This window comes from Listeria immobilis, from assembly GCF_014322765.1.
Lineage (GTDB): Bacteria > Bacillota > Bacilli > Lactobacillales > Listeriaceae > Listeria > Listeria immobilis.
Genome location: NZ_JAASTZ010000003.1, coordinates 79,564 through 97,767 on the forward strand (window position 1 = coordinate 79,564; position 18,204 = coordinate 97,767).

At 37.0% G+C, this 18,204-nt stretch carries 17 protein-coding genes, 1 other RNA gene and 1 riboswitch; of the genes, 4 read left to right on the forward strand and 14 right to left on the reverse strand.

Going from position 1 to position 18,204, the window contains the following annotated elements; translation table 11 throughout:
• Positions 1-3: 3 nt before the first annotated feature.
• The 3 genes from HCJ50_RS02790 to mntR form a co-directional block, all read right to left on the reverse strand.
• Positions 4-1,896 carry an ABC-F family ATP-binding cassette domain-containing protein gene (locus HCJ50_RS02790; protein WP_185398467.1) on the reverse strand — a complete coding sequence of 631 codons (1,893 nt, stop codon included), beginning with the start codon at positions 1,894-1,896 and terminating at the stop codon, positions 4-6.
• Between the two features lie 121 nt (positions 1,897-2,017).
• Positions 2,018-3,700 (reverse strand): formate--tetrahydrofolate ligase, encoded by a 1,683-nt coding sequence (locus tag HCJ50_RS02795; RefSeq protein ID WP_185345188.1) that lies wholly within the window; start codon positions 3,698-3,700, stop codon positions 2,018-2,020.
• A 161-nt stretch (positions 3,701-3,861) separates the two neighbouring features.
• The gene (gene mntR / locus HCJ50_RS02800; protein WP_185345190.1) at positions 3,862-4,290 is read right to left on the reverse strand and encodes a transcriptional regulator MntR; all 429 of its coding nucleotides are present in this window, start codon (positions 4,288-4,290) and stop codon (positions 3,862-3,864) included.
• A gap of 375 nt (positions 4,291-4,665) precedes the next feature.
• Here mntR and cspD point away from each other — a divergent pair, with 375 nt between their 5' ends.
• On the forward strand, positions 4,666-4,866 hold the full coding sequence (gene cspD, locus HCJ50_RS02805) for a cold-shock protein CspD (RefSeq protein WP_185345192.1): 201 nt from the start codon (positions 4,666-4,668) through the stop codon (positions 4,864-4,866).
• Between the two features lie 121 nt (positions 4,867-4,987).
• Complete coding sequence (locus HCJ50_RS02810) at positions 4,988-5,389, forward strand: ribonuclease HI family protein (RefSeq protein ID WP_185345193.1); 402 nt, start codon at positions 4,988-4,990, stop codon at positions 5,387-5,389.
• A 19-nt stretch (positions 5,390-5,408) separates the two neighbouring features.
• Here HCJ50_RS02810 and HCJ50_RS02815 read toward each other — a convergent pair whose 3' ends face one another.
• The 11 genes from HCJ50_RS02815 to HCJ50_RS02865 form a co-directional block, all read right to left on the reverse strand.
• Positions 5,409-6,281: a 5'-3' exonuclease gene (locus tag HCJ50_RS02815; protein ID WP_185345195.1), complete on the reverse strand. Its 873-nt coding sequence runs from the start codon at positions 6,279-6,281 to the stop codon at positions 5,409-5,411.
• A 78-nt stretch (positions 6,282-6,359) separates the two neighbouring features.
• Positions 6,360-6,629 carry a 30S ribosomal protein S14 gene (gene rpsN / locus HCJ50_RS02820; RefSeq protein WP_185345197.1) on the reverse strand — a complete coding sequence of 90 codons (270 nt, stop codon included), beginning with the start codon at positions 6,627-6,629 and terminating at the stop codon, positions 6,360-6,362.
• A gap of 150 nt (positions 6,630-6,779) precedes the next feature.
• Positions 6,780-7,838 (reverse strand): chitinase, encoded by a 1,059-nt coding sequence (locus HCJ50_RS02825; RefSeq protein WP_185345199.1) that lies wholly within the window; start codon positions 7,836-7,838, stop codon positions 6,780-6,782.
• Between the two features lie 190 nt (positions 7,839-8,028).
• Positions 8,029-9,336 (reverse strand): nucleobase:cation symporter-2 family protein, encoded by a 1,308-nt coding sequence (locus HCJ50_RS02830; protein ID WP_185345201.1) that lies wholly within the window; start codon positions 9,334-9,336, stop codon positions 8,029-8,031.
• 6 nt (positions 9,337-9,342) lie between these two features.
• Entirely contained in the window at positions 9,343-9,921 is a 579-nt protein-coding gene (locus HCJ50_RS02835; RefSeq protein WP_185345203.1) for a xanthine phosphoribosyltransferase, read from the reverse strand.
• Positions 9,922-10,003: 82 nt separating this feature from the next.
• Positions 10,004-10,104: riboswitch (purine riboswitch) on the reverse strand.
• A 44-nt stretch (positions 10,105-10,148) separates the two neighbouring features.
• Positions 10,149-11,657: a carboxypeptidase M32 gene (locus HCJ50_RS02840; protein ID WP_185345205.1), complete on the reverse strand. Its 1,509-nt coding sequence runs from the start codon at positions 11,655-11,657 to the stop codon at positions 10,149-10,151.
• A 15-nt stretch (positions 11,658-11,672) separates the two neighbouring features.
• Complete coding sequence (locus tag HCJ50_RS02845) at positions 11,673-12,821, reverse strand: THUMP domain-containing class I SAM-dependent RNA methyltransferase (protein ID WP_185345207.1); 1,149 nt, start codon at positions 12,819-12,821, stop codon at positions 11,673-11,675.
• Between the two features lie 162 nt (positions 12,822-12,983).
• Positions 12,984-13,366: RNase P RNA component class B (gene rnpB / locus HCJ50_RS02850), an RNA gene on the reverse strand.
• A gap of 36 nt (positions 13,367-13,402) precedes the next feature.
• Entirely contained in the window at positions 13,403-13,744 is a 342-nt protein-coding gene (gpsB, locus tag HCJ50_RS02855; RefSeq protein ID WP_185345209.1) for a cell division regulator GpsB, read from the reverse strand.
• Between the two features lie 130 nt (positions 13,745-13,874).
• Entirely contained in the window at positions 13,875-14,423 is a 549-nt protein-coding gene (locus HCJ50_RS02860; RefSeq protein WP_185345211.1) for a DUF1273 domain-containing protein, read from the reverse strand.
• Positions 14,420-14,785 carry a YppE family protein gene (locus HCJ50_RS02865; protein WP_185345213.1) on the reverse strand — a complete coding sequence of 122 codons (366 nt, stop codon included), beginning with the start codon at positions 14,783-14,785 and terminating at the stop codon, positions 14,420-14,422. Before HCJ50_RS02865 ends, HCJ50_RS02860 begins: the two co-directional genes overlap by 4 nt.
• A 248-nt stretch (positions 14,786-15,033) precedes the next feature.
• Here HCJ50_RS02865 and recU point away from each other — a divergent pair, with 248 nt between their 5' ends.
• Positions 15,034-15,642 carry a Holliday junction resolvase RecU gene (recU, locus tag HCJ50_RS02870; protein ID WP_185345214.1) on the forward strand — a complete coding sequence of 203 codons (609 nt, stop codon included), beginning with the start codon at positions 15,034-15,036 and terminating at the stop codon, positions 15,640-15,642.
• Positions 15,643-15,671: 29 nt separating this feature from the next.
• Positions 15,672-18,152, forward strand: a complete 2,481-nt coding sequence (locus HCJ50_RS02875) for a penicillin-binding protein 1A (RefSeq protein WP_185345216.1) — start codon at positions 15,672-15,674, stop codon at positions 18,150-18,152.
• Positions 18,153-18,204 lie beyond the last annotated feature (52 nt).

Sequence of the window (18,204 nt, forward strand, 5' to 3'; positions counted from 1 at the left end):
TCCTTATTCCGCGTATTGTGATAAAAATTCCCAACGTTCCATCATTTGCTCGAGTTCCGCTTCTTTGGTAGTAATTTCTCCACTAAGCTCTGCTGCTTTAGTAAAATCTGCTCCGGTTTGCTCTAGTGTTTCATTTAATGATTCAATGGTTTGTTCTAGGTCACCAATAGCTTCTTCAATACCGTCCCACTCTATTTGCTCTTGATAGGTCAGCTTCACTTTTTCCTTTTTTTCCGGCGCAGGTTTTTCAACGGATGTATTCGCCATTTTTTTCATGGATTTTGCTGGTTTTCCTTTAGCCTCTAGTTCTGCTAAATAATCACTATACTCTCCGTAGAAAATCTCCACCTCACCAATTGCACGAAACACAAGTAGCTTATTAACCACCTTATCTAAGAAATACCTATCATGGCTTACAGTAATTACTGTTCCATTAAATGATTCCAAATAATCTTCTAGTACAGTAAGTGTTTGTGTATCTAAATCATTAGTAGGCTCATCCAGTAGTAAGACATTGGGCCGTTCCATTAAGATTCGTAGTAAGAATAAACGTCTTTTTTCACCACCAGATAAACTACCAATTTTCTTACCATGCGAGTTTGGTGGAAATAAAAACCTTTCTAACATTGCACTTACGCTAATTACTTCGCCACCAGAAGTCGTCACTTGTTCTCCTGCTTCTTGCAAATAAGCAATCATTCGCATATCTGGGTCCATTTCTTCGTTTTGTTGCGTATAATAACCAATTTGAACCGTTTGACCAGTAATAACTTCTCCAGCATCAGGGGCTAGTTTACCAGCAAGCATATAAAGTAAAGTGGATTTTCCAGTTCCATTATTACCAGTAATCCCAAGTCGTTCGCCTGGCTGGATAATTAAACTAAAATCTTGCAAGACTTGTTTTTCCTCAAAGCATTTTTCTAAGTTTTTAAGTTCAAAGACATCTTTACCTAAACGACTAGTAACAACATCAATCGCTAGTTCAGAGTCATCCGTTTTCGTTTTCACTTTCTTTTCTAAATCATGAAAACGATCTTGCCTTGCACTTTGTTTTGTTGCTCGACCTTGAGGACCGCGACGCATCCAAGCAAGTTCTTTCCGATAAAGATTTTTATTTTTCTCCGATTCGCGCACTTCATTTTCCATGCGAATGGCTTTAGATTCCATAAATTTTTCATAATTACCAACGTAACGATAAAGCGAACCTCGATCTAGCTCAACCATATGATTTGTCACGCGGTCAAGAAAGTAACGATCATGGGTAACAAGAAGTACCGCTCCTTTGAAACGGTTTAAATATTCCTCTAACCAACGAATCGATTGAAAATCCAAGTGGTTAGTAGGTTCATCCAAAATAAGTAAATCCGGCGTTTCAATTAAAACTTGCGCCAAACCAACTCGTTTTCGTTGTCCACCTGAAAGTTCGCTAATTTTCGCAGTTAAATCGGTAATTCCAAGTCTTTCTAAAATCGTTTTTGCTTCGGTATTCATATCCCAAGCTGCACTTGCATCCATTTCTTGACTAGCTGCAGTATAAGCATCATGAAGTTTGGTGTTTTCTGAATCAAGCGACATCGCTAGTAGTACTTCTTCGTATTTCCGCATTGCTCGAAGCGCCGCAGTATCCCCATCAAAAACGGCAGAGAGAACCGTATCTTCCTCGTTAAAAACTGGGTCTTGTGCTAAATAGCCAATTGTATAATCTTTGGCTTTAGTAACACTACCCTTATCTCCAGATTCGCTTCCTGAGATAATTTGTAATAAGGTTGATTTTCCCGTGCCATTCACACCGATTAAACCAATTCGTTCGCCTTCTGTAATCGTGAGGGAGATATTCTCAAATAGGCTTTTTTCACCATATGTTTTCGTTAAATTTTCTACTTTTAATTGTTTCATTAAGTCCCATCCATTTCCGTTCTGTCCTATCTATTCTAGCTGAAAAAGTGTCACATAGCAATTGGTTTTGATTAGAAAAAAAGTTCCAAAAGTGTTTATAACACTTTTGGAACTTTGCTAGTTAGAATAAGCCTTTCGCATTTCCATTTTCGTCGACGTCCATATTTAGTGCTGCTGGTTTTTTTGGTAAACCAGGCATTGTCATTACATCTCCTGTTAAAGCAACAACAAATCCCGCTCCAAGTTTTGGAATGAATTCACGAATATGAATCACAAAATCAGTCGGACGACCAAGAAGTGTTGGATCATCTGATAAAGAATATTGTGTTTTCGCCATACAAATTGGGTATCTATCCCAACCATATTTTTTAAAGTCTATAATTTGTTTTTGGGCTTTACTTGAAAGTTCAACACCGATACCGCCATAAACTTTTGTAACAATCGCATCTAATTTTTCTTCCATCGTCCAGGCATCCTCATAAATACGCTTATAGTTAGCTTGACCGCTTTCTACAGCTGCAATTACTTTATCAGCTAGCTCTAATCCACCAGCACCACCTTTTTCCCAAACTTCTGTAAGAGAAAATGGTATTTCTTGTTCTTCGCATAAAGCTTCTAATTTCGCGACCTCTGCGTCAGAATCAGTAATGAATTTATTAATTGCCACTACATATGGAATACCAAATGTTTCAATAGATTCCGTGTGTTTTTGTAAGTTAGTAAATCCTTTTGCTAATGCATCAACATTTTCTTCACTAAGTTCTGTTTTCAGTGCGCCGCCGTGCATTTTAAGCGCGCGAATAGTTGCAACGATAACCACACAATCTGGCGCTTTCCCAAGAGAAGGAACTTTAATATCTAAAAATTTCTCTGCTCCTAAATCTGCTCCAAATCCTGCTTCTGTTACAACATAATCCCCGAGTTTTAATGCCGTACTTGTTGCTGATACACTATTACAACCATGAGCAATATTTGCAAACGGACCACCATGTACGATAGCTGGTGTATGTTCTAATGTTTGAACTAAATTTGGTTTTAATGCATCTTTTAGAAGTAGCGTTAATGCGCCTTCATAACCCATTTCGCCAACAGTAATTGGCTCTTTTTTATAATTATAACCAATAACAATTTCACTTAGACGTTTCTTTAAGTCTTCTAGATCACTAGCTAAACAAATAATCGCCATGATTTCAGAAGCAACAGTAATATCAAAACCATCTTCCCGTGGCACCCCTTGAATTGGACCGCCTAAACCAACGACTACTTTTCTAAGTGCGCGATCATTTAAATCAACTACACGTTTCCAGACAATTCGTCTACCATCAATGCCAAGCTCATTACCTTGTTGCATATGATTATCAATAAACGCCGATAAAGCATTATTAGCAGCAGTTATTGCGTGAAAATCACCAGTAAAATGCAAGTTAATATCTTCCATTGGAATAACTTGTGCATAGCCCCCACCTGTCGCGCCACCTTTAATTCCCATAGTAGGTCCAAGCGATGGTTCTCGAAGTGCGATGACTGTTTTTTTATCTTTTTGAGAGAGTGCATCCCCAAGTCCGACTGTTACAGTTGATTTCCCTTCACCAGCTGGCGTTGGATTTATTGCTGTCACAAGTACAAGATTACCTGGTTGTTTGTCTGTTAAAGAGTGAATGGTATCGTAGGATAATTTCGCTTTATATTTCCCGTAAAGTTCAAGTGCATCCGCATCCAGCCCCAAATGTTCCGCAATCGTTGTAATTGGTAGAATTTCAGCATTTGATGCAATTTCAATATCTGATTTCACTTTATTTGACATGTTAACCCCTCCGAATATGTATATTGTAACAAAGTATCGAAATGCTTTGGTTCCTCCTCAATGCATCAAAAAAGCGTGACACCAAAAGATGTAACACCATTTTTTGATTGAAAAGTAAAACCTGATTGCGCATAAATCAGCATTCGAAACTTGGATTACCATTATTCCTCTGTTTCTGGTCGATTCACTTCCATTGATTTAAGTGCTTTTAATGCCTCTGGATGTTCTTCAAAAAATTGCACAACATCACCAATTCGGTCAATCGAGTTCCAGCTTAAATGATGCTCAATCCCTTCTACATCATGGTAAATATGAGCAGGATCCACACCAATAATACTTAAAAAACTTTCTAGTAGTGCGTGTCTTTCTAGAAGTCTTTTCCCCATTTGTGTTCCTTTAGGTGTTAAAATTAATCCACGGTACTTCTCATAGATTAAATATTCATCTTTATCCAATTTTTGTACCATTTTTGTAACAGAAGAGGGATGGACAAACAGCTCATCTGCAATATCCGATACTCTGGCATAACCTTTCGTTTCAATTAGAGAATAAATCTTTTCAATATAATCTTCCATACTAGGTGTTGGCATAGCTATACCCTCCAACTTAATTTCTTTCACATAGCCAATTGTACTATAATATGAGGGTTTCTAAAAGTATTTACCCTTTCCAACAAGCAATTTTTATTAGTAAATAAAAGCAATAAGCCGAATAAAACGAGGCAATCAGCTACTTGAAATGGAATAAAAATAATAAGTAAGCCTTTACAAGTCCAAAAATTTGAAAAATATCGAAAATCAGCTTGACGTTTATAGGTATTTTGATTTATAGTGTTAATATCATATGCGGTGACGCTATGAACTGAAAAGGGACGTATTTGTGAAAATTTTTCCATTTAAAATGAAACCGTTTTAAACGGAATTATTTGAAGCGACTATGAGCCATACTTAGGAGGATTTATTTCAATGCAGAATGGGAAAGTAAAATGGTTTAACAATGAAAAAGGTTACGGTTTTATCGAATCAGACAGCGGCGAAGACATTTTTGTTCACTTCACAGCAATCCAAGGTGATGGTTACAAATCTTTAGAAGAAGGCCAAGCGGTAACTTTTGAAGTAGTAGAAGGTAATCGTGGTGCACAAGCTGCAAATGTAGAAAAAGCCTAAATCAGTTACTTAGTAGACACGGACGTAAAACCGGTAGATTCATTTACCGGTTTTTTTATTGCAAAAACTCCCTTTTCCTTCTATAATAAAGCAACATCAAAGGATATGGAGGAATTGGCATATGGAAGTCTTTGTTGACGGAGCAAGTGCAGGAAATCCTGGATTAAGTGGTGTAGGGATTGTATTAAAAGCAGATGGTATTTACGAACAACTAGCCATCCCCCTAGCTGTGATGACAAACCATGAGGCAGAATTTATTGCGATAAAATTTGGATTAGAAGCTGCCATAAAAAAACAAGCAACATTGGTTCGGTTATATTCGGACTCTAAGGTTGCTGTTGAAGCTATCCAAAAACGTCATGCGAAAAATCCTTTATTTAAGCCCCATCTAGAAGAAATTTTGCGCATGAGTGATTCATTAGAATTATTTTTTATAAACTGGCGTCATGTAAGTCAAAACAAACAAGCCGACCAGCTCGCACGTCAAGCGATAAAAAAACAGAAGCAATCTGGCACAAAATAAACCAGTTTGCTTCTATTTTTTATTCCACATCACGTGTGAGTGTTTTTAAGCCATATTTTTCAATAACAGCAAAAGCATCCTCTTTAAAGCCTTGATACTTCAAATTATCTAAATTAATTTCGAGTGGCACTTCGGTATGAATTCTAGCTAATTTTTGACTTAGTTCTAGCATAGCCAAATCTTCTTGAATTTTTGTTTGTTGCGCTGGTTTTAATTTATCAAGATTGGATAATACTCCTTCAATGGACTCATATTCTTGAATCAACTTAATGGCTGTTTTTTCCCCAATGCCTCGAACACCTGGATACCCATCCGAAGTATCCCCCATTAATGCTTTTACATCAATAAACTGACGCGGGGTAATACCCATCTCTTCAATAAAGATAGCTTCATTATAACGTTTATAATTGCCATAACCTTTTTGCATAATCCAAACGTCATTTGTAGGAGCAATTAATTGTAGCAAATCTTTATCACCACTTAATACTGTAGTTGAAATAGAACTCGCTGCTTGAACGGTAATTGTACCAATACAATCATCTGCTTCATAACCTGGTACGCCTAAATTCACAAAGCCAAATCCTGTTGCAACTTCTTTTGCTAAATCAAATTGTGGGATCATTTCTTCTGGTGGTGCGGTTCTACCTGCTTTATAACCATCATAAAGTTCATTACGAAAAGTTTGTGAACCCATATCCCAGCATATTAGTGTATGTGTTGGATTACTTTGGCGGATTGCAGCAAACATATGACGCATAAATCCTTGAACACCATTGGTTGGAATTCCATGTTGATTAAACATAAATTGCTTAGAAACAGCAGTCGCATAAAATGCTCTAAAAAGTAATGCCATTCCATCAACAACAAGTAATTTTTCTTGATTTTCTGTCATATATAATCCCCCAATTTCTTTCTACTGCCATCTATTGTAGCATAATTTCTTTTGGCTCGCAGAAAAAAAAGGTGTTTTTTACCAGCTTGCTTTTTTCACGCCGGGTAATTGTCCTTGATGTGCTAATTCACGAAAACGAATCCTTGACATGCCAAATTTCCGCATATAACCATGTGGGCGACCTGTTAAGTCACAACGGTTATGCAATCTTGTTGGTGATGAGTCTTTTGGTAGTTTACGTAGTTCGTCCAAACGTCCTTCTGCTTTTAACACCCGGCGTAGCTCTGCGTATTTTTCAACAAGTGCTTTTTGACGTTCATATTTAGCGACTTTTGATTTTTTAGCCATATAATCCTCCTTTTATAAATAATAATGATTCCGATTTATATCATACGCCTGTTTTAAAATGAAAGCAAGTCTTCTGTTTTTCAAAAGATAAACTAACTAAAAACCGCTTAAAATCTACCGTAAAAGGTTGATTTTAAGCGATGAAAGCTTTTATTTAGTTCCTATAAGTGGACCATAAGCATTTGAAAAACCATTATTATAGGCTTCTCCTACTTTATTTTTACCAGCGTCCCAATTAACCGACCATGTCATAATTCCTTTTACTGGAGTTCCGTTAGCTTGTAATCGACTAAATACATTTTGTACAATTTGCGGGTCTTTAACATAGCCAGTTGCCGCTGCATTTATATTTGCTGGCAATCCAAAAACAAATTTATTTGCAGGAATTTTTAAATATCCACGCGTGCCATTAATGAAGGAATCCGCCATATAATACAAGAAAGATTCTTTAAGGGCATCATTGTTTTGAGCAATCCATTGGTTGGTTTCATCAACCCAGACACCGTCACCACCTTGATTATATAATTGTGGCGCAATATAGTCATAATAATTAGCAAGGGAAGTTAAATAGCTTTCATAGGCACTACCAGGTTTTAAGTAAGGAAATTCTGGCGCCATTGTAATTAAGAAATTTTTCCCCTCTGCTTTATAATGATCTTTCACCATTTTAAGTGCTGCTGGGATAACGGTTTTATTATCACCTGCTGTAATGGCGCTTTGTTCTAAATCAATGTCTAAGCCATCAAATCCATAAGTCTCTACTTGACGGATAATTTCATTTGCAAAAGCCACTTCATCTCCTGCGCTTAGTTCGACATGACCATCTGCGCCACCAAGTGCTAGTAATACAGCACGTCCTTCTTTGTTTAATGTGCCTACTTGGGCTCTGAAATCACTATCACTAATTCCCACTGGTTTAAACGTTGGAATACGGTTTACTCCATCTCCTTTCATAAACGAAACATCTACTACATTGTATGCTGCAGGTGTATCTTGGAGTGCAATATCTGCCGAAGTTCCTTGTTGATAGCCGTCTCCCCCCGCCGATTTCCAACTATGCCAGTAACCAACTAGTACCTGTTTGTTAGAAATATCTGGCATAACAGAAGCATCGTCTGTTGCTGCTTGGGCAGTGCCACCAAACATCCCTATTCCCGCTCCAACTAAAAGTAAAGATAAACCACCAAACCATTTTTGCTTTCTATTCATCTACTTTCCCCCCTTATATTTAGCCCCAAGCAATTGATTTTAGAGCTATTTGAAAATACCCAGCATACTGAAAATAAAACTAGAAAAACAGCAAAAAAACGAAATTGATATAGACCAATTCCGTTTTTAAATCAATAATTATTTATAATCATAAAGAAAAAAATAGCCCAATAAAAACTGTTTTATATTCTTATTCGGCATGTTGTGGTTCTGGATTTGTTGCTTCTTTTGTTTTACGATGCGGAATCATATTAAAAATAATATTAAGCGCAATCGCAGTAATACTTCCAGCAACAATTCCATTACTAGTAAATAAACGAACAAAAGCAGGAAAAGCATTAAATAAATCAGGCACAACAGTTACTCCTAATCCCACTCCGACTGAACAAGCAATAATCAATAAATTTTCTTGCGATGTAAAATTCACTTTGCCAAGCATTTTAATTCCTTGAGCTACAACCATTCCAAACATAGCTACCATCGCTCCACCAAGTACTGGCGTCGGAATAATTGTCGTTATTGCCCCAATTTTAGGAATTAAGCCTAGAATGATTAGGAAACCTGCCGTCGTATAAATAACTTTGCGTGTCTTTATTCCAGAAAGCTGTACTAAACCGACATTTTGCGAATAAGCCGTATATGGAAATGTATTAAATATACCTCCAAGCATAATCGCTAATCCTTCCGCACGATAGCCCCGTGTTAAATCTTTTTTGGTTAGTTTTCGCTCAGTTATATCTGATAGTGCAAAGTAAACACCTGTTGATTCAACCATGCTAACTAGCGCAATTAAAATCATTGTAATAATTGCCGGCCACTCAAATGTCGGTGTCCCAAAATAAAATGGTTTTGGCAAATGGAACCAACTTGCTTCACTAACAGGACCAAGTGAAATCCCTTTGTAAAGTGCCGCAAAAGCAGAGCCGCCAACTAATCCAATTAAAACAGCAATTGCTTTAGAAAAACCTTGTCCAAAGCGGTAAACTAAAATAATTAATAATAATGTTCCAAATCCAAGACCAAGATTATACATGGAACCAAAATCTTTTGCCCCTTCACCACCAGCAAGATTATTGATTGCTACTGGAATGAGGGTTAAACCAATTACTGTCACAACAGAACCAGTTACAACAGGTGGAAAAAAACGTACAACTTTAGAGAAAAATGGTGCTATTAATAATACAAAAAGTCCAGAAACAATGATTGATCCATAAATTGCTCCAATACCCATATCTTGTCCAATTAAAATAATTGGCGCAATTGCTTGAACTGCACATCCTAATACAACAGGTAAACCAATACCAAAGAAGCGATTAACCGTTAATTGTAAGAGTGTTGCAATCCCGCACATAAAAATATCAATCGAAACTAAGTAAGTCATTTCTTCCCCATTAAATCCAAGCGCCCCACCAATTAAAAGTGGAACAATTACTGCCCCAGCATACATCGCAAGGACATGTTGAAATCCTAAAGCTGCCAATTTCCCTTTACCTAACATTAACTTTTACTCCTCCTCTAAAAATAATATCTCTTCGTTTTCAAGTGAAGCAATTCTAGCAAGTGAATAAATAGGAAGCCCCGTTTGATTTAATAAAGCTCGCCCTTGTTGAAATGATTTTTCAATTACAATGCCAATTCCAGCTACTTTGGCGCCAGCAAGTTCAGCAATTTCTAGTAAGCCGAGCGCAGCCTGTCCATTAGCAAGAAAATCATCAATAATTAAAATCGTATCCGTCTCTGTTAAAAACTGTTTGGAGACAGAAATATCATTCGATTCTTTTTTGGTGTAAGAATAAACCTTACTCGTATAAAGATTATCTGTAAGTGTAACTGATTTTTTCTTTCGAGCAAACACCACTGGAATAGAAAGCGCTAACCCCGCAAAAACAGCTGGAGCAATACCAGATGATTCAATTGTTATTATTTTTGTAATGCCTAAACTTTTGAATCTTTTTGCAAATTCATTTCCCATTTCTTGCATGAGATTAGGGTCAATTTGATGATTCAAAAAAGCATCTACTTTTAAGACATTCCCTGGTAAAACAGTCCCTTTTTCTTTAATAAATTCTTCCAGTAGTTTCAAGTGCTATTCTCCTTTCAAAATAAAAAAACTGCTCCTCTATTTTTAGAGAAGCAGTATAGAAGCCACCAAAATGCCTAGTGACTTCGTTATACAAACTACTCATAGTCCGGTTATTTACGGTAACCAGGTAGAAACTCGTCGCCCAATCGCAACTATTATACAAGTATTTCATTATTGAGTTATGTTGTTTATTATAGCTTTCTCAAGTAGGGAGGTCAAGCTAATTTTTATTCAGTAAATTGATATACATACGCATACCTTTTTTCTAGTAGATCTAGTAAGTAGTTTGGATTCAGCCCTTCTCCGGTTGTGTCGGTTATTATTTCCAATGGTTTTTTTGTTTTACCAAATTGATGTACTTGTTCGGTTAGCCACGTTTTTAATGGGGTGTAGTCGTCACTTGCAATAATTGCATCCATATTCGGAATTTCTTGTTGCATTTGGTGATAGAACTGCGCCGCATACATTAGCCCAAGAGCGTACGACGGGAAGTAACCAAAATCACCGCCAGCCCAGTGAATATCTTGTAAAACGCCATTTGTATCAGAATCTGGACGAATACCCAAATACTCTTCATATTTATCTCCCCATGCTTTCGGTAAATCTTTCACTTCTAAATCACCATTAATTAAAGCTTTTTCAAGTTCATAACGGATCATAATATGAAGAGGATAAGTTAGTGTGTCTGCTTCAATCCGAATTAAGGAGCTTTCCGAAATATTTACAGCTCGGTAAAAATCTTCTAACTTCACCGCATCAAAAGCTGGTTTTGTAATAGCTTGAAAATCCGCATAATTACTCTTCCAAAATGCCAAACTAGAACCAATAATAATTTCATAAAATAACGATTGTGATTCATGAATTCCCATAGAAGCACCATTCGCAAGTGGTGTTCCGACAAGTTTAGCAGCAAAATTTTGTTCATAAATGGCATGCCCGCCTTCATGAATGGTACCAAAAACAGCCATTTTAAAATCATTTTCATTATAACGCGTGGTAATTCGCACATCACCAGTATTTAATCCGGTCGCAAATGGATGTACAGTTTCATCTAAGCGACCTGCTTCAAAATCAAATCCCATTTTATTTAAAATTCGAATGCTAAATTCTTTTTGTTTTGCTTTAGAAATTTTTGTATTTAAAATGGATGCATCTGGATTAATTCCCTTAGTCGCATTTTTTTCCCGAATCGCCATGATACCATCACGTACTTTTTCAAATACAGAATCAAGCACAGCAACCGTTACACCAGGCTCATATTGATCAAGCAGCGTATCATATTTATTTTCATCATAACCCCAATATTCCACAAATTTTCGCTTCATTTCCAAAATTTTCGTCAAAAATGGTTCAAAAGCTGCGAAATCATTTTGTTCGCGTGCGGTTGTCCAAGCTGTCTCTGCCTGTGCTACTAGTTTTGTATATTCCGCATATTCCTTACTTGGGATTTTTTTATTTAAGTCATAGTTTTTTTGACTTTCTTCCAATGTTTTACGAGTTATTTCTGAAAGATTTTCTTTATTTAAATTCAGTTCAGCAATAAAAGCAGCCATTTCTTCTGAGGTTTGCATATTGAAAATCTCTTCAGAAAGAACGCCAATGACATCCGAACGCCCTTCCATTCCTTTGGCTGGCGCTCCAGTACGAAGATCCCAATAAACTAATGCTAAAGCTTCTTCAAGTGCTTCCATTTTTTTAATATACGCTAAAAATTCTGCTTCTAATGTTTCTACCAAATCTAACTCCCCCATTCAGTCTTCTTTTTTTACACGAGGTTTTCTTGGACCCCAGTATTGATACAAATCTGTTCGTAAATAGCCATTATATAATTTCCGTTTTTTAGTTGCTTTTTTACCATAAACTTCTTCAAATAATTCATAAGAAGTAAGGACATATACCGACCAAGTAGGCATTCTTTTATAGACAATGCCCATCTCACGATAAAGCTGGCGAACTGCTTCCTCATCCTCTAGTCGTTCTCCGTATGGCGGATTCGCAACAACCACACCATATTCATCTTCTGTTTGGAAATCTGCAACTTGTAGCTGTCTAAAGGTAATCAAATCACCAAGACCAGCTTCTACCGCATTTTGTTTAGCAATTTCAATTAAGCGTGCATCAATGTCTCCACCGATAATATTTAAAGGCTGCTCATAATTCGCTAAATTTTCCGCTTCTAGCCTAGCATCCGCCCACACTTGTTTTGGCATCCAATCCCAAGTTTCCGATACAAATTCACGATTAAAACCAGGAGCAATATTTTGACCGATTAAAGCTGCTTCAATCGGAATCGTTCCAGAACCACAAACCGGATCATAAAAAGGTCTATCTGGATGCCAGCTCGTAAGTAATACAAGCGCCGCTGCCATCGTTTCTTTAATAGGCGCGCTACCTTGTGCTAATCGATAACCACGTTTATGTAATCCCGGACCACTTGTATCAATTGTTAATGTAACTTCATCTTTTAAAATAGAAACTTCCAACTTAAAAAGTGCCCCTGTTTCCATTAATCGACCAGAGCGGCGATATTTTTCACTAACACGATTCACTATTGCTTTTTTCACAATTGCTTGACAGTCAGGTACACTATAAAGCGTGGATTTAACAGACTTACCAGCAACAGGAAACTGCGCATCTAATGGTAAATAGGATTCCCATGGCAATGCTTTTGTTTTTTCAAATAATTCATCAAATGTTGTCGCTTTAAAAACACCTACAACAATTTTCACACGGTCAGCTACACGTAACCATAAATTTGCTCTGGCAATAGCCGATAAATCTCCTTCAAAATAAACTTTACCATTTTCTACTTTTGGTTCGTAGCCTAAACGTGCTACTTCTTTTCCAACAATCGCTTCTAAACCGGAAGCTGCTGTTGCCACCAACTGAAATGTTTTCATAGTGTCCCATCCTTTATTTAAATTTCTAATGAAAAAAAGCTGTTTTAAAAGGTGGAAGCGATTGTTTTAAATAGGCATTCAACCAGGTCGAACACCACCTTAAAACTTGCGCTCCGGCCTTCTAAAACAGCCTTCAATGTTAAATTCATCCTGCAAATAACGCTCTGTAAGCCATGTTCTGTTCTTTACTATATACAGGGTAATAGTAAAGAGATAACCATCTATCTGCGCGAAAATACATTCGCACCTCGTCCCTTGTTCTTGATTCCTTGGGAAAAGTGCCCCTACCATAAGTTTGAGTTTCTCGCTCGTGGGGTTTACCTCGTTCCACTTCCGAGCATTTCTGCCGGAACTTCGTCACTGTGGCACCTTCAAGGTTATAAGACCATATCTAAAAGACTTAGGTCATTCACCTGCCGTCAAACCGGAAATCCGGAATGCCCTGGCTTATTGTTTGACCAGGCACGATCACTACGGGCATCACAGCACCGTGCGAGCATGGACTTTCCTCTGCTTTCCTAAGAAAACAGCGATTATCCGAACGTTATTCATATTTTGTTAACTTACTAATACTAGCACACCTATTCGTTATCGTCCAGCTTATTTCCAAAAACATGCTTTTCTAAATTAGAAAGTCGTTTTAAAATATCAAAGTTGGTCGTTCCAGCTGGTTGTGTTGCTGCACGAAATGCTGGTGCTGGCTGTGCTGCTGTTTTTACAGGTGCATTGTCTAATTCTTGTACTAAACGGATATTTTCAGCTTGAAGTGCTTCAATTTCTTGTGTAAAAGTACTATAATCTTTGATAACCATGTCTAAAAATTCATCGACATCTTCCGGATTATATCCACGAAGCCCTGTTTTAAATTCTTTTTCCAAAATTTCTTTACCAGTTAAGAAATACTCAAATTGTTCCGAAGTCATGTAACTCCACCTCTATCTCTATTCTTACATATTTTTGTTCTAGTTATATACTTACCCTTATTTTTCCAAATCTCACATCATTTGTCAATCTATACGGATATTTTTTCTAAAATCACTGTAGCAATCTATTTTAAAACGCTTGATTCATATCTTCCACTACATCTTGCAGGGCATAAAAGTCAATACATTCTAAATAATAATCCGATTGTTCCTTCGCAAGTTTCGCACGTTCATAAAAGAATTTTGGCGACCCTTCTTTTTCTATATCGTAAACTAGTAAAGCTCCATCTGTATTATCAATAATAAAACTATCTTTAGCTACAAACTGAGCTGGATTTTCATACGGTCGTTTGGTAATGTGCGCATGATAATCAGCAGCCGCAAGTATCTCATTCGCCCATAATTGATTAGCCTCATTCCAATTAGAACTTTGCGCTTCGAACGGCTCTAAAACAGCCAGTTTCAATGCGTATTCATCCGCTTTAAGTTCTATAACTACTTCCCCTGCCCACAGTTCAATTCCAAGCTGCCCAGAAATGATAACCCATTCTAATCCATCTTCTATAAGTGGAATAAGCTGACGTTTTATTGTTTCCTTTATATAAGTGGCTTCATCCGCATCTTTTTTAAAAATTCCTAACTCAAAATTTTTATATCCAGTTACTGCGATGGATTTCACATCAATTCCTCTTTTCTTTTTAAGAAATCTCTAACTCTTGTTAATGTATACTTAGTGGATTCATAGTGATCTAGGAAGTGCTTATAAAATGACTTCCCATTAAAAGCGCTAACTGCTGTCATTTGGATATTATCAGATGCTTGTTTTAGTTGGAGCTCTCCCAAATAAGGTGGTCGTTCTTTATTTACCCATGGAATAGCTAACTCTAAAAATTCATCTGCTAGCCTCTTCGCTTCATCTACAAACGGTTTCATATCTTTATAAAAATCAAACGGTTGTGCTTCTTCACGATTCCTTAAATACAGTTCCCAATTTTTTTCATTTTGAAGAAGTAATTTTTCCGTGCGTTCTAAAAGTTCCATACTATCACTCTTTCTTTCACAATTTCATCTACTTTCAGGATAGCATAAGAGGGAAAATCTTGCCTAAAATTAGATTATTGACGAAAATGTGGTAAAATAGACGAAGGTACGTTCTATTTTCAAGTTAATTTCTTGCTAAAAAGAGGTATTCTTCATTTAACTTAGACTATCATTTTCATTTTTATTTGTTATAATAGATGTTAGTCTAAAATTCAGAATAGAAATTTTCTGATAGAGGTGAGAAAAAAATGGCTATTGGCTATCCTAATGGCAAGAAATATGCAGTGAGTCATAGAGAATCCATTCCGAAAAAAAAACGGAAAACAGAGGTTGCTTATGGCAAACGTGGTATGTCTTTAGAAGATGACTTAAATGATACAATCGCTTACTATTTAGCGCAAAATATGGCCGTCATCCATAAAAAACCTACCCCTGTTCAAATTGTCAGTGTAGATTATCCAAAAAGAAGTAGTGCAAAAATTAAGGAAGCCTACTTTAAAACACCATCTACCACAGATTACAACGGTGTTTATAAAGGAAAGTATATTGATTTCGAAGCAAAAGAAACCCAAAATACCACTTCCTTTCCACTAAGTAATTTTCATGATCACCAAATGACACATATGACAAATGTCTTAAAACAAAATGGGATAGTTTTTGTCATTATCGCCTTCCAAAAATTAGGAGAAACTCATTTCATTCCATTTGAAAAGTTTTACCCTTTTTGGGAACGAATGCAGAGTGGCGGAAGAAAATCCGTTACTTTAGCAGAAATACAAGATGTATCAGACCAAATTCCTTATGGTCTAAATCCAAGGCTTGACTTTTTGAAAACAGTCGAAAAAATATACTTCTAGTCAACCTTTTTAAAGGAGAGAGATTTTTAATGGCAGATAAACCGCAGACAAGATCTCAGTATCGCAACAAACAAAATGGCAATTCTAAAAAGAATCCGCCAAAACGAGGAAAACGTGTTGTCGCTAACATTTTCAAAACGATTTTCTTTGCAGGATTATTTTTAGCATTTTTTGGTGTTGCGGCTGGTGCAACGGTCTTTTACGATTACGCGAAAGATGCACCTAAACTGACCGACTCCAAGCTACGAGATCCACTTTCATCTAAGTTACTTGATAAAGATGGGAAGGTTTTCGCAGAAGTTGGAACCGAACGGCGGGAATATATTGAATACAAAGATATACCAGACACCTTGAAAGATGCAATTCTAACTACAGAAGATGCACGTTTCTATGAACATGATGGGATTGACCCTATTCGTCTTGGTGGGGCTGTAATTGCCAATTTCAAAGACGGATTTGGTTCGGAAGGTGCAAGTACACTTTCGCAGCAGATTATCAAAATGTCTTATTTAGACTACACCAATAAAACATTAGCAAGAAAAGCCCAAGAAGCATGGCTTGCACTTCAATTGGAACAAAAATATAGCAAAGATGACATATTAGAAATTTATGTCAATAAGGTTTATATGTCTGATCGTGTCCACGGAATGCAAACAGCTTCTAAACATTTTTATGGTAAGAGCTTAAATGATATAACCTTGGCACAAACAGCTCTAATTGCTGGTATGCCACAAAGTCCAAATAATTACAATCCTTATGACCACCCTGAAGCTTCTAAACAACGTCGTGATCAAGTACTAACAAATATGTATACACATGATAAAATCACAAAAGACGAAATGACAGCTGCACAGAATACACCTATAAATACTGGACTCCGTTCGAAAGAAGACCGTGAAGATAAAATTTATAAATATGATTCTTATGTCACACAAGTTTTAAGTGAGATTCCAAAAGATTATGATGTTTATCGAGATGGTTTAACCATTTATACAGCCCTTGATCGTGACGCTCAAGAGTATACCGAAAAAATGCTAAATACAAATGAAATTGTTAACTTCACTGATGATGAAATGCAAGCTGGGATTGTCTTACAAGATACAAAAACCGGCCGTGTTCAAGCAATCGGTGGAGGACGTAACCAAACCGTTACACGTGGCTATAATTACGCAACGCAAGTAAAACGTTCAGTCGGATCAACAATGAAACCAATTGCCGATTATGGACCAGCTTTTGAGTATTTAGATTGGTCAACCGCACACATTTTAGAAGATGAGCCTTATACGTATACCGGTGGAACTCCTATTAATAACTGGGATTTCGGCTATAAAGGACCTATTTCTGTTCGTCAAGCACTTTATCAATCAAGAAATATTCCAGCACTAAAAACACTTCAAGCAGTTGGATTAGAAAAATCTGAGCAATTCGTTAATAAACTTGGTATCACTTATGATGAAGGCCAAAATGTCGAGTCTAACGCAATCGGAGCAAACAGTTCTAATCCAATGCAAATGGCTGGCGCTTATGCTGCTTTCGGAAATAAAGGAATTTACAACAAACCACATACAGTGACCAAAATTGTTCTATCTGATGGCCAAACCGAAATTGATACAGAACCAAAAAGTACAGTTGCAATGAAAGAATCTACTGCTTATATGGTCTCTGATGTTCTAAAAGATGTTCTTACAATAGGAACTGGTACATCAGCAGCTGTTCCAGGACTTCAAGCAGCTGGTAAAACAGGTACAACAAATATACCTCCTGAATTCACATCACAATACTACTACCCTGGTGGTGCGGCTCGTGATTCGTGGTTCGCAGGTTATACAACAAATTATTCTATCGCAGTTTGGACTGGCTATGATGATAAGAAAAAATATGTTTCGGCAAGCGAACAAAAAATTGCCCAATATATGTTTAGTAAATTAATGGCACATGCTTCTGAAGGAAAAACAACCGAAGATTTCAAAATGCCAAGTAATGTTGTTTCTGTCCCAATTTTAAAAGGTAGCAATCCAATCGCTCGTGCCGCATCTGGTACATCAAGCGATAAAGTAAGCTATGAACTATTCATCGCTGGCACGGCACCAACAAAAACTGCTTCTACTCCAGAAGACGAGAAGAAGAAAAAAGAAGCAGCAGCGAAGAAAAAAGCCGAAGAAGACAAGAAGAAACAAACAGAAGAAGAGAAAAAGAAAGCCGAAGAAGAGGCTAAGAAAAAAGCTGAGGAAGAAGCTAAAAACAAAGAAGTTTCTGCCCCAACCGGCTTAAAGGCAAGTTATGATGGCAATTCGAAGCAAATCAATGTTTCGTGGGCAGCAGTCGATGGTGCAACTTATGAAGTAACTGTGAATGGAACGACGACGACTGTCTCTTCCACTTCCGTTTCTGTAAGTGGTGGCAATCCGGGTGATACGATATCCATTAGTGTTATCGCCCAAAAAGATGGGAACAAGAGCCCTGCTGCATCGGCCACTGTCAAAATACCTGCCGAAGAATCATCTGAATAGCACAAAAAAGTCTGAGTCAAAAGGGATTTGAATAATCCCTAATTGACTCAGA

Coding starts and splice junctions, on each gene's coding strand:
- HCJ50_RS02790 (WP_185398467.1), bottom strand. CDS start 1,896: ATGAAACAATTAAAAGTAGAAAATTTAACGAAAACATATGGTGAAAAA.
- HCJ50_RS02795 (WP_185345188.1), bottom strand. CDS start 3,700: ATGTCAAATAAAGTGAAATCAGATATTGAAATTGCATCAAATGCTGAA.
- mntR (WP_185345190.1), bottom strand. CDS start 4,290: ATGCCAACACCTAGTATGGAAGATTATATTGAAAAGATTTATTCTCTA.
- cspD (WP_185345192.1), top strand. CDS start 4,666: ATGCAGAATGGGAAAGTAAAATGGTTTAACAATGAAAAAGGTTACGGT.
- HCJ50_RS02810 (WP_185345193.1), top strand. CDS start 4,988: ATGGAAGTCTTTGTTGACGGAGCAAGTGCAGGAAATCCTGGATTAAGT.
- HCJ50_RS02815 (WP_185345195.1), bottom strand. CDS start 6,281: ATGACAGAAAATCAAGAAAAATTACTTGTTGTTGATGGAATGGCATTA.
- rpsN (WP_185345197.1), bottom strand. CDS start 6,629: ATGGCTAAAAAATCAAAAGTCGCTAAATATGAACGTCAAAAAGCACTT.
- HCJ50_RS02825 (WP_185345199.1), bottom strand. CDS start 7,838: ATGAATAGAAAGCAAAAATGGTTTGGTGGTTTATCTTTACTTTTAGTT.
- HCJ50_RS02830 (WP_185345201.1), bottom strand. CDS start 9,336: ATGTTAGGTAAAGGGAAATTGGCAGCTTTAGGATTTCAACATGTCCTT.
- HCJ50_RS02845 (WP_185345207.1), bottom strand. CDS start 12,821: ATGAAAACATTTCAGTTGGTGGCAACAGCAGCTTCCGGTTTAGAAGCG.
- gpsB (WP_185345209.1), bottom strand. CDS start 13,744: ATGACTTCGGAACAATTTGAGTATTTCTTAACTGGTAAAGAAATTTTG.
- HCJ50_RS02865 (WP_185345213.1), bottom strand. CDS start 14,785: ATGGAACTTTTAGAACGCACGGAAAAATTACTTCTTCAAAATGAAAAA.
- recU (WP_185345214.1), top strand. CDS start 15,034: ATGGCTATTGGCTATCCTAATGGCAAGAAATATGCAGTGAGTCATAGA.
- HCJ50_RS02875 (WP_185345216.1), top strand. CDS start 15,672: ATGGCAGATAAACCGCAGACAAGATCTCAGTATCGCAACAAACAAAAT.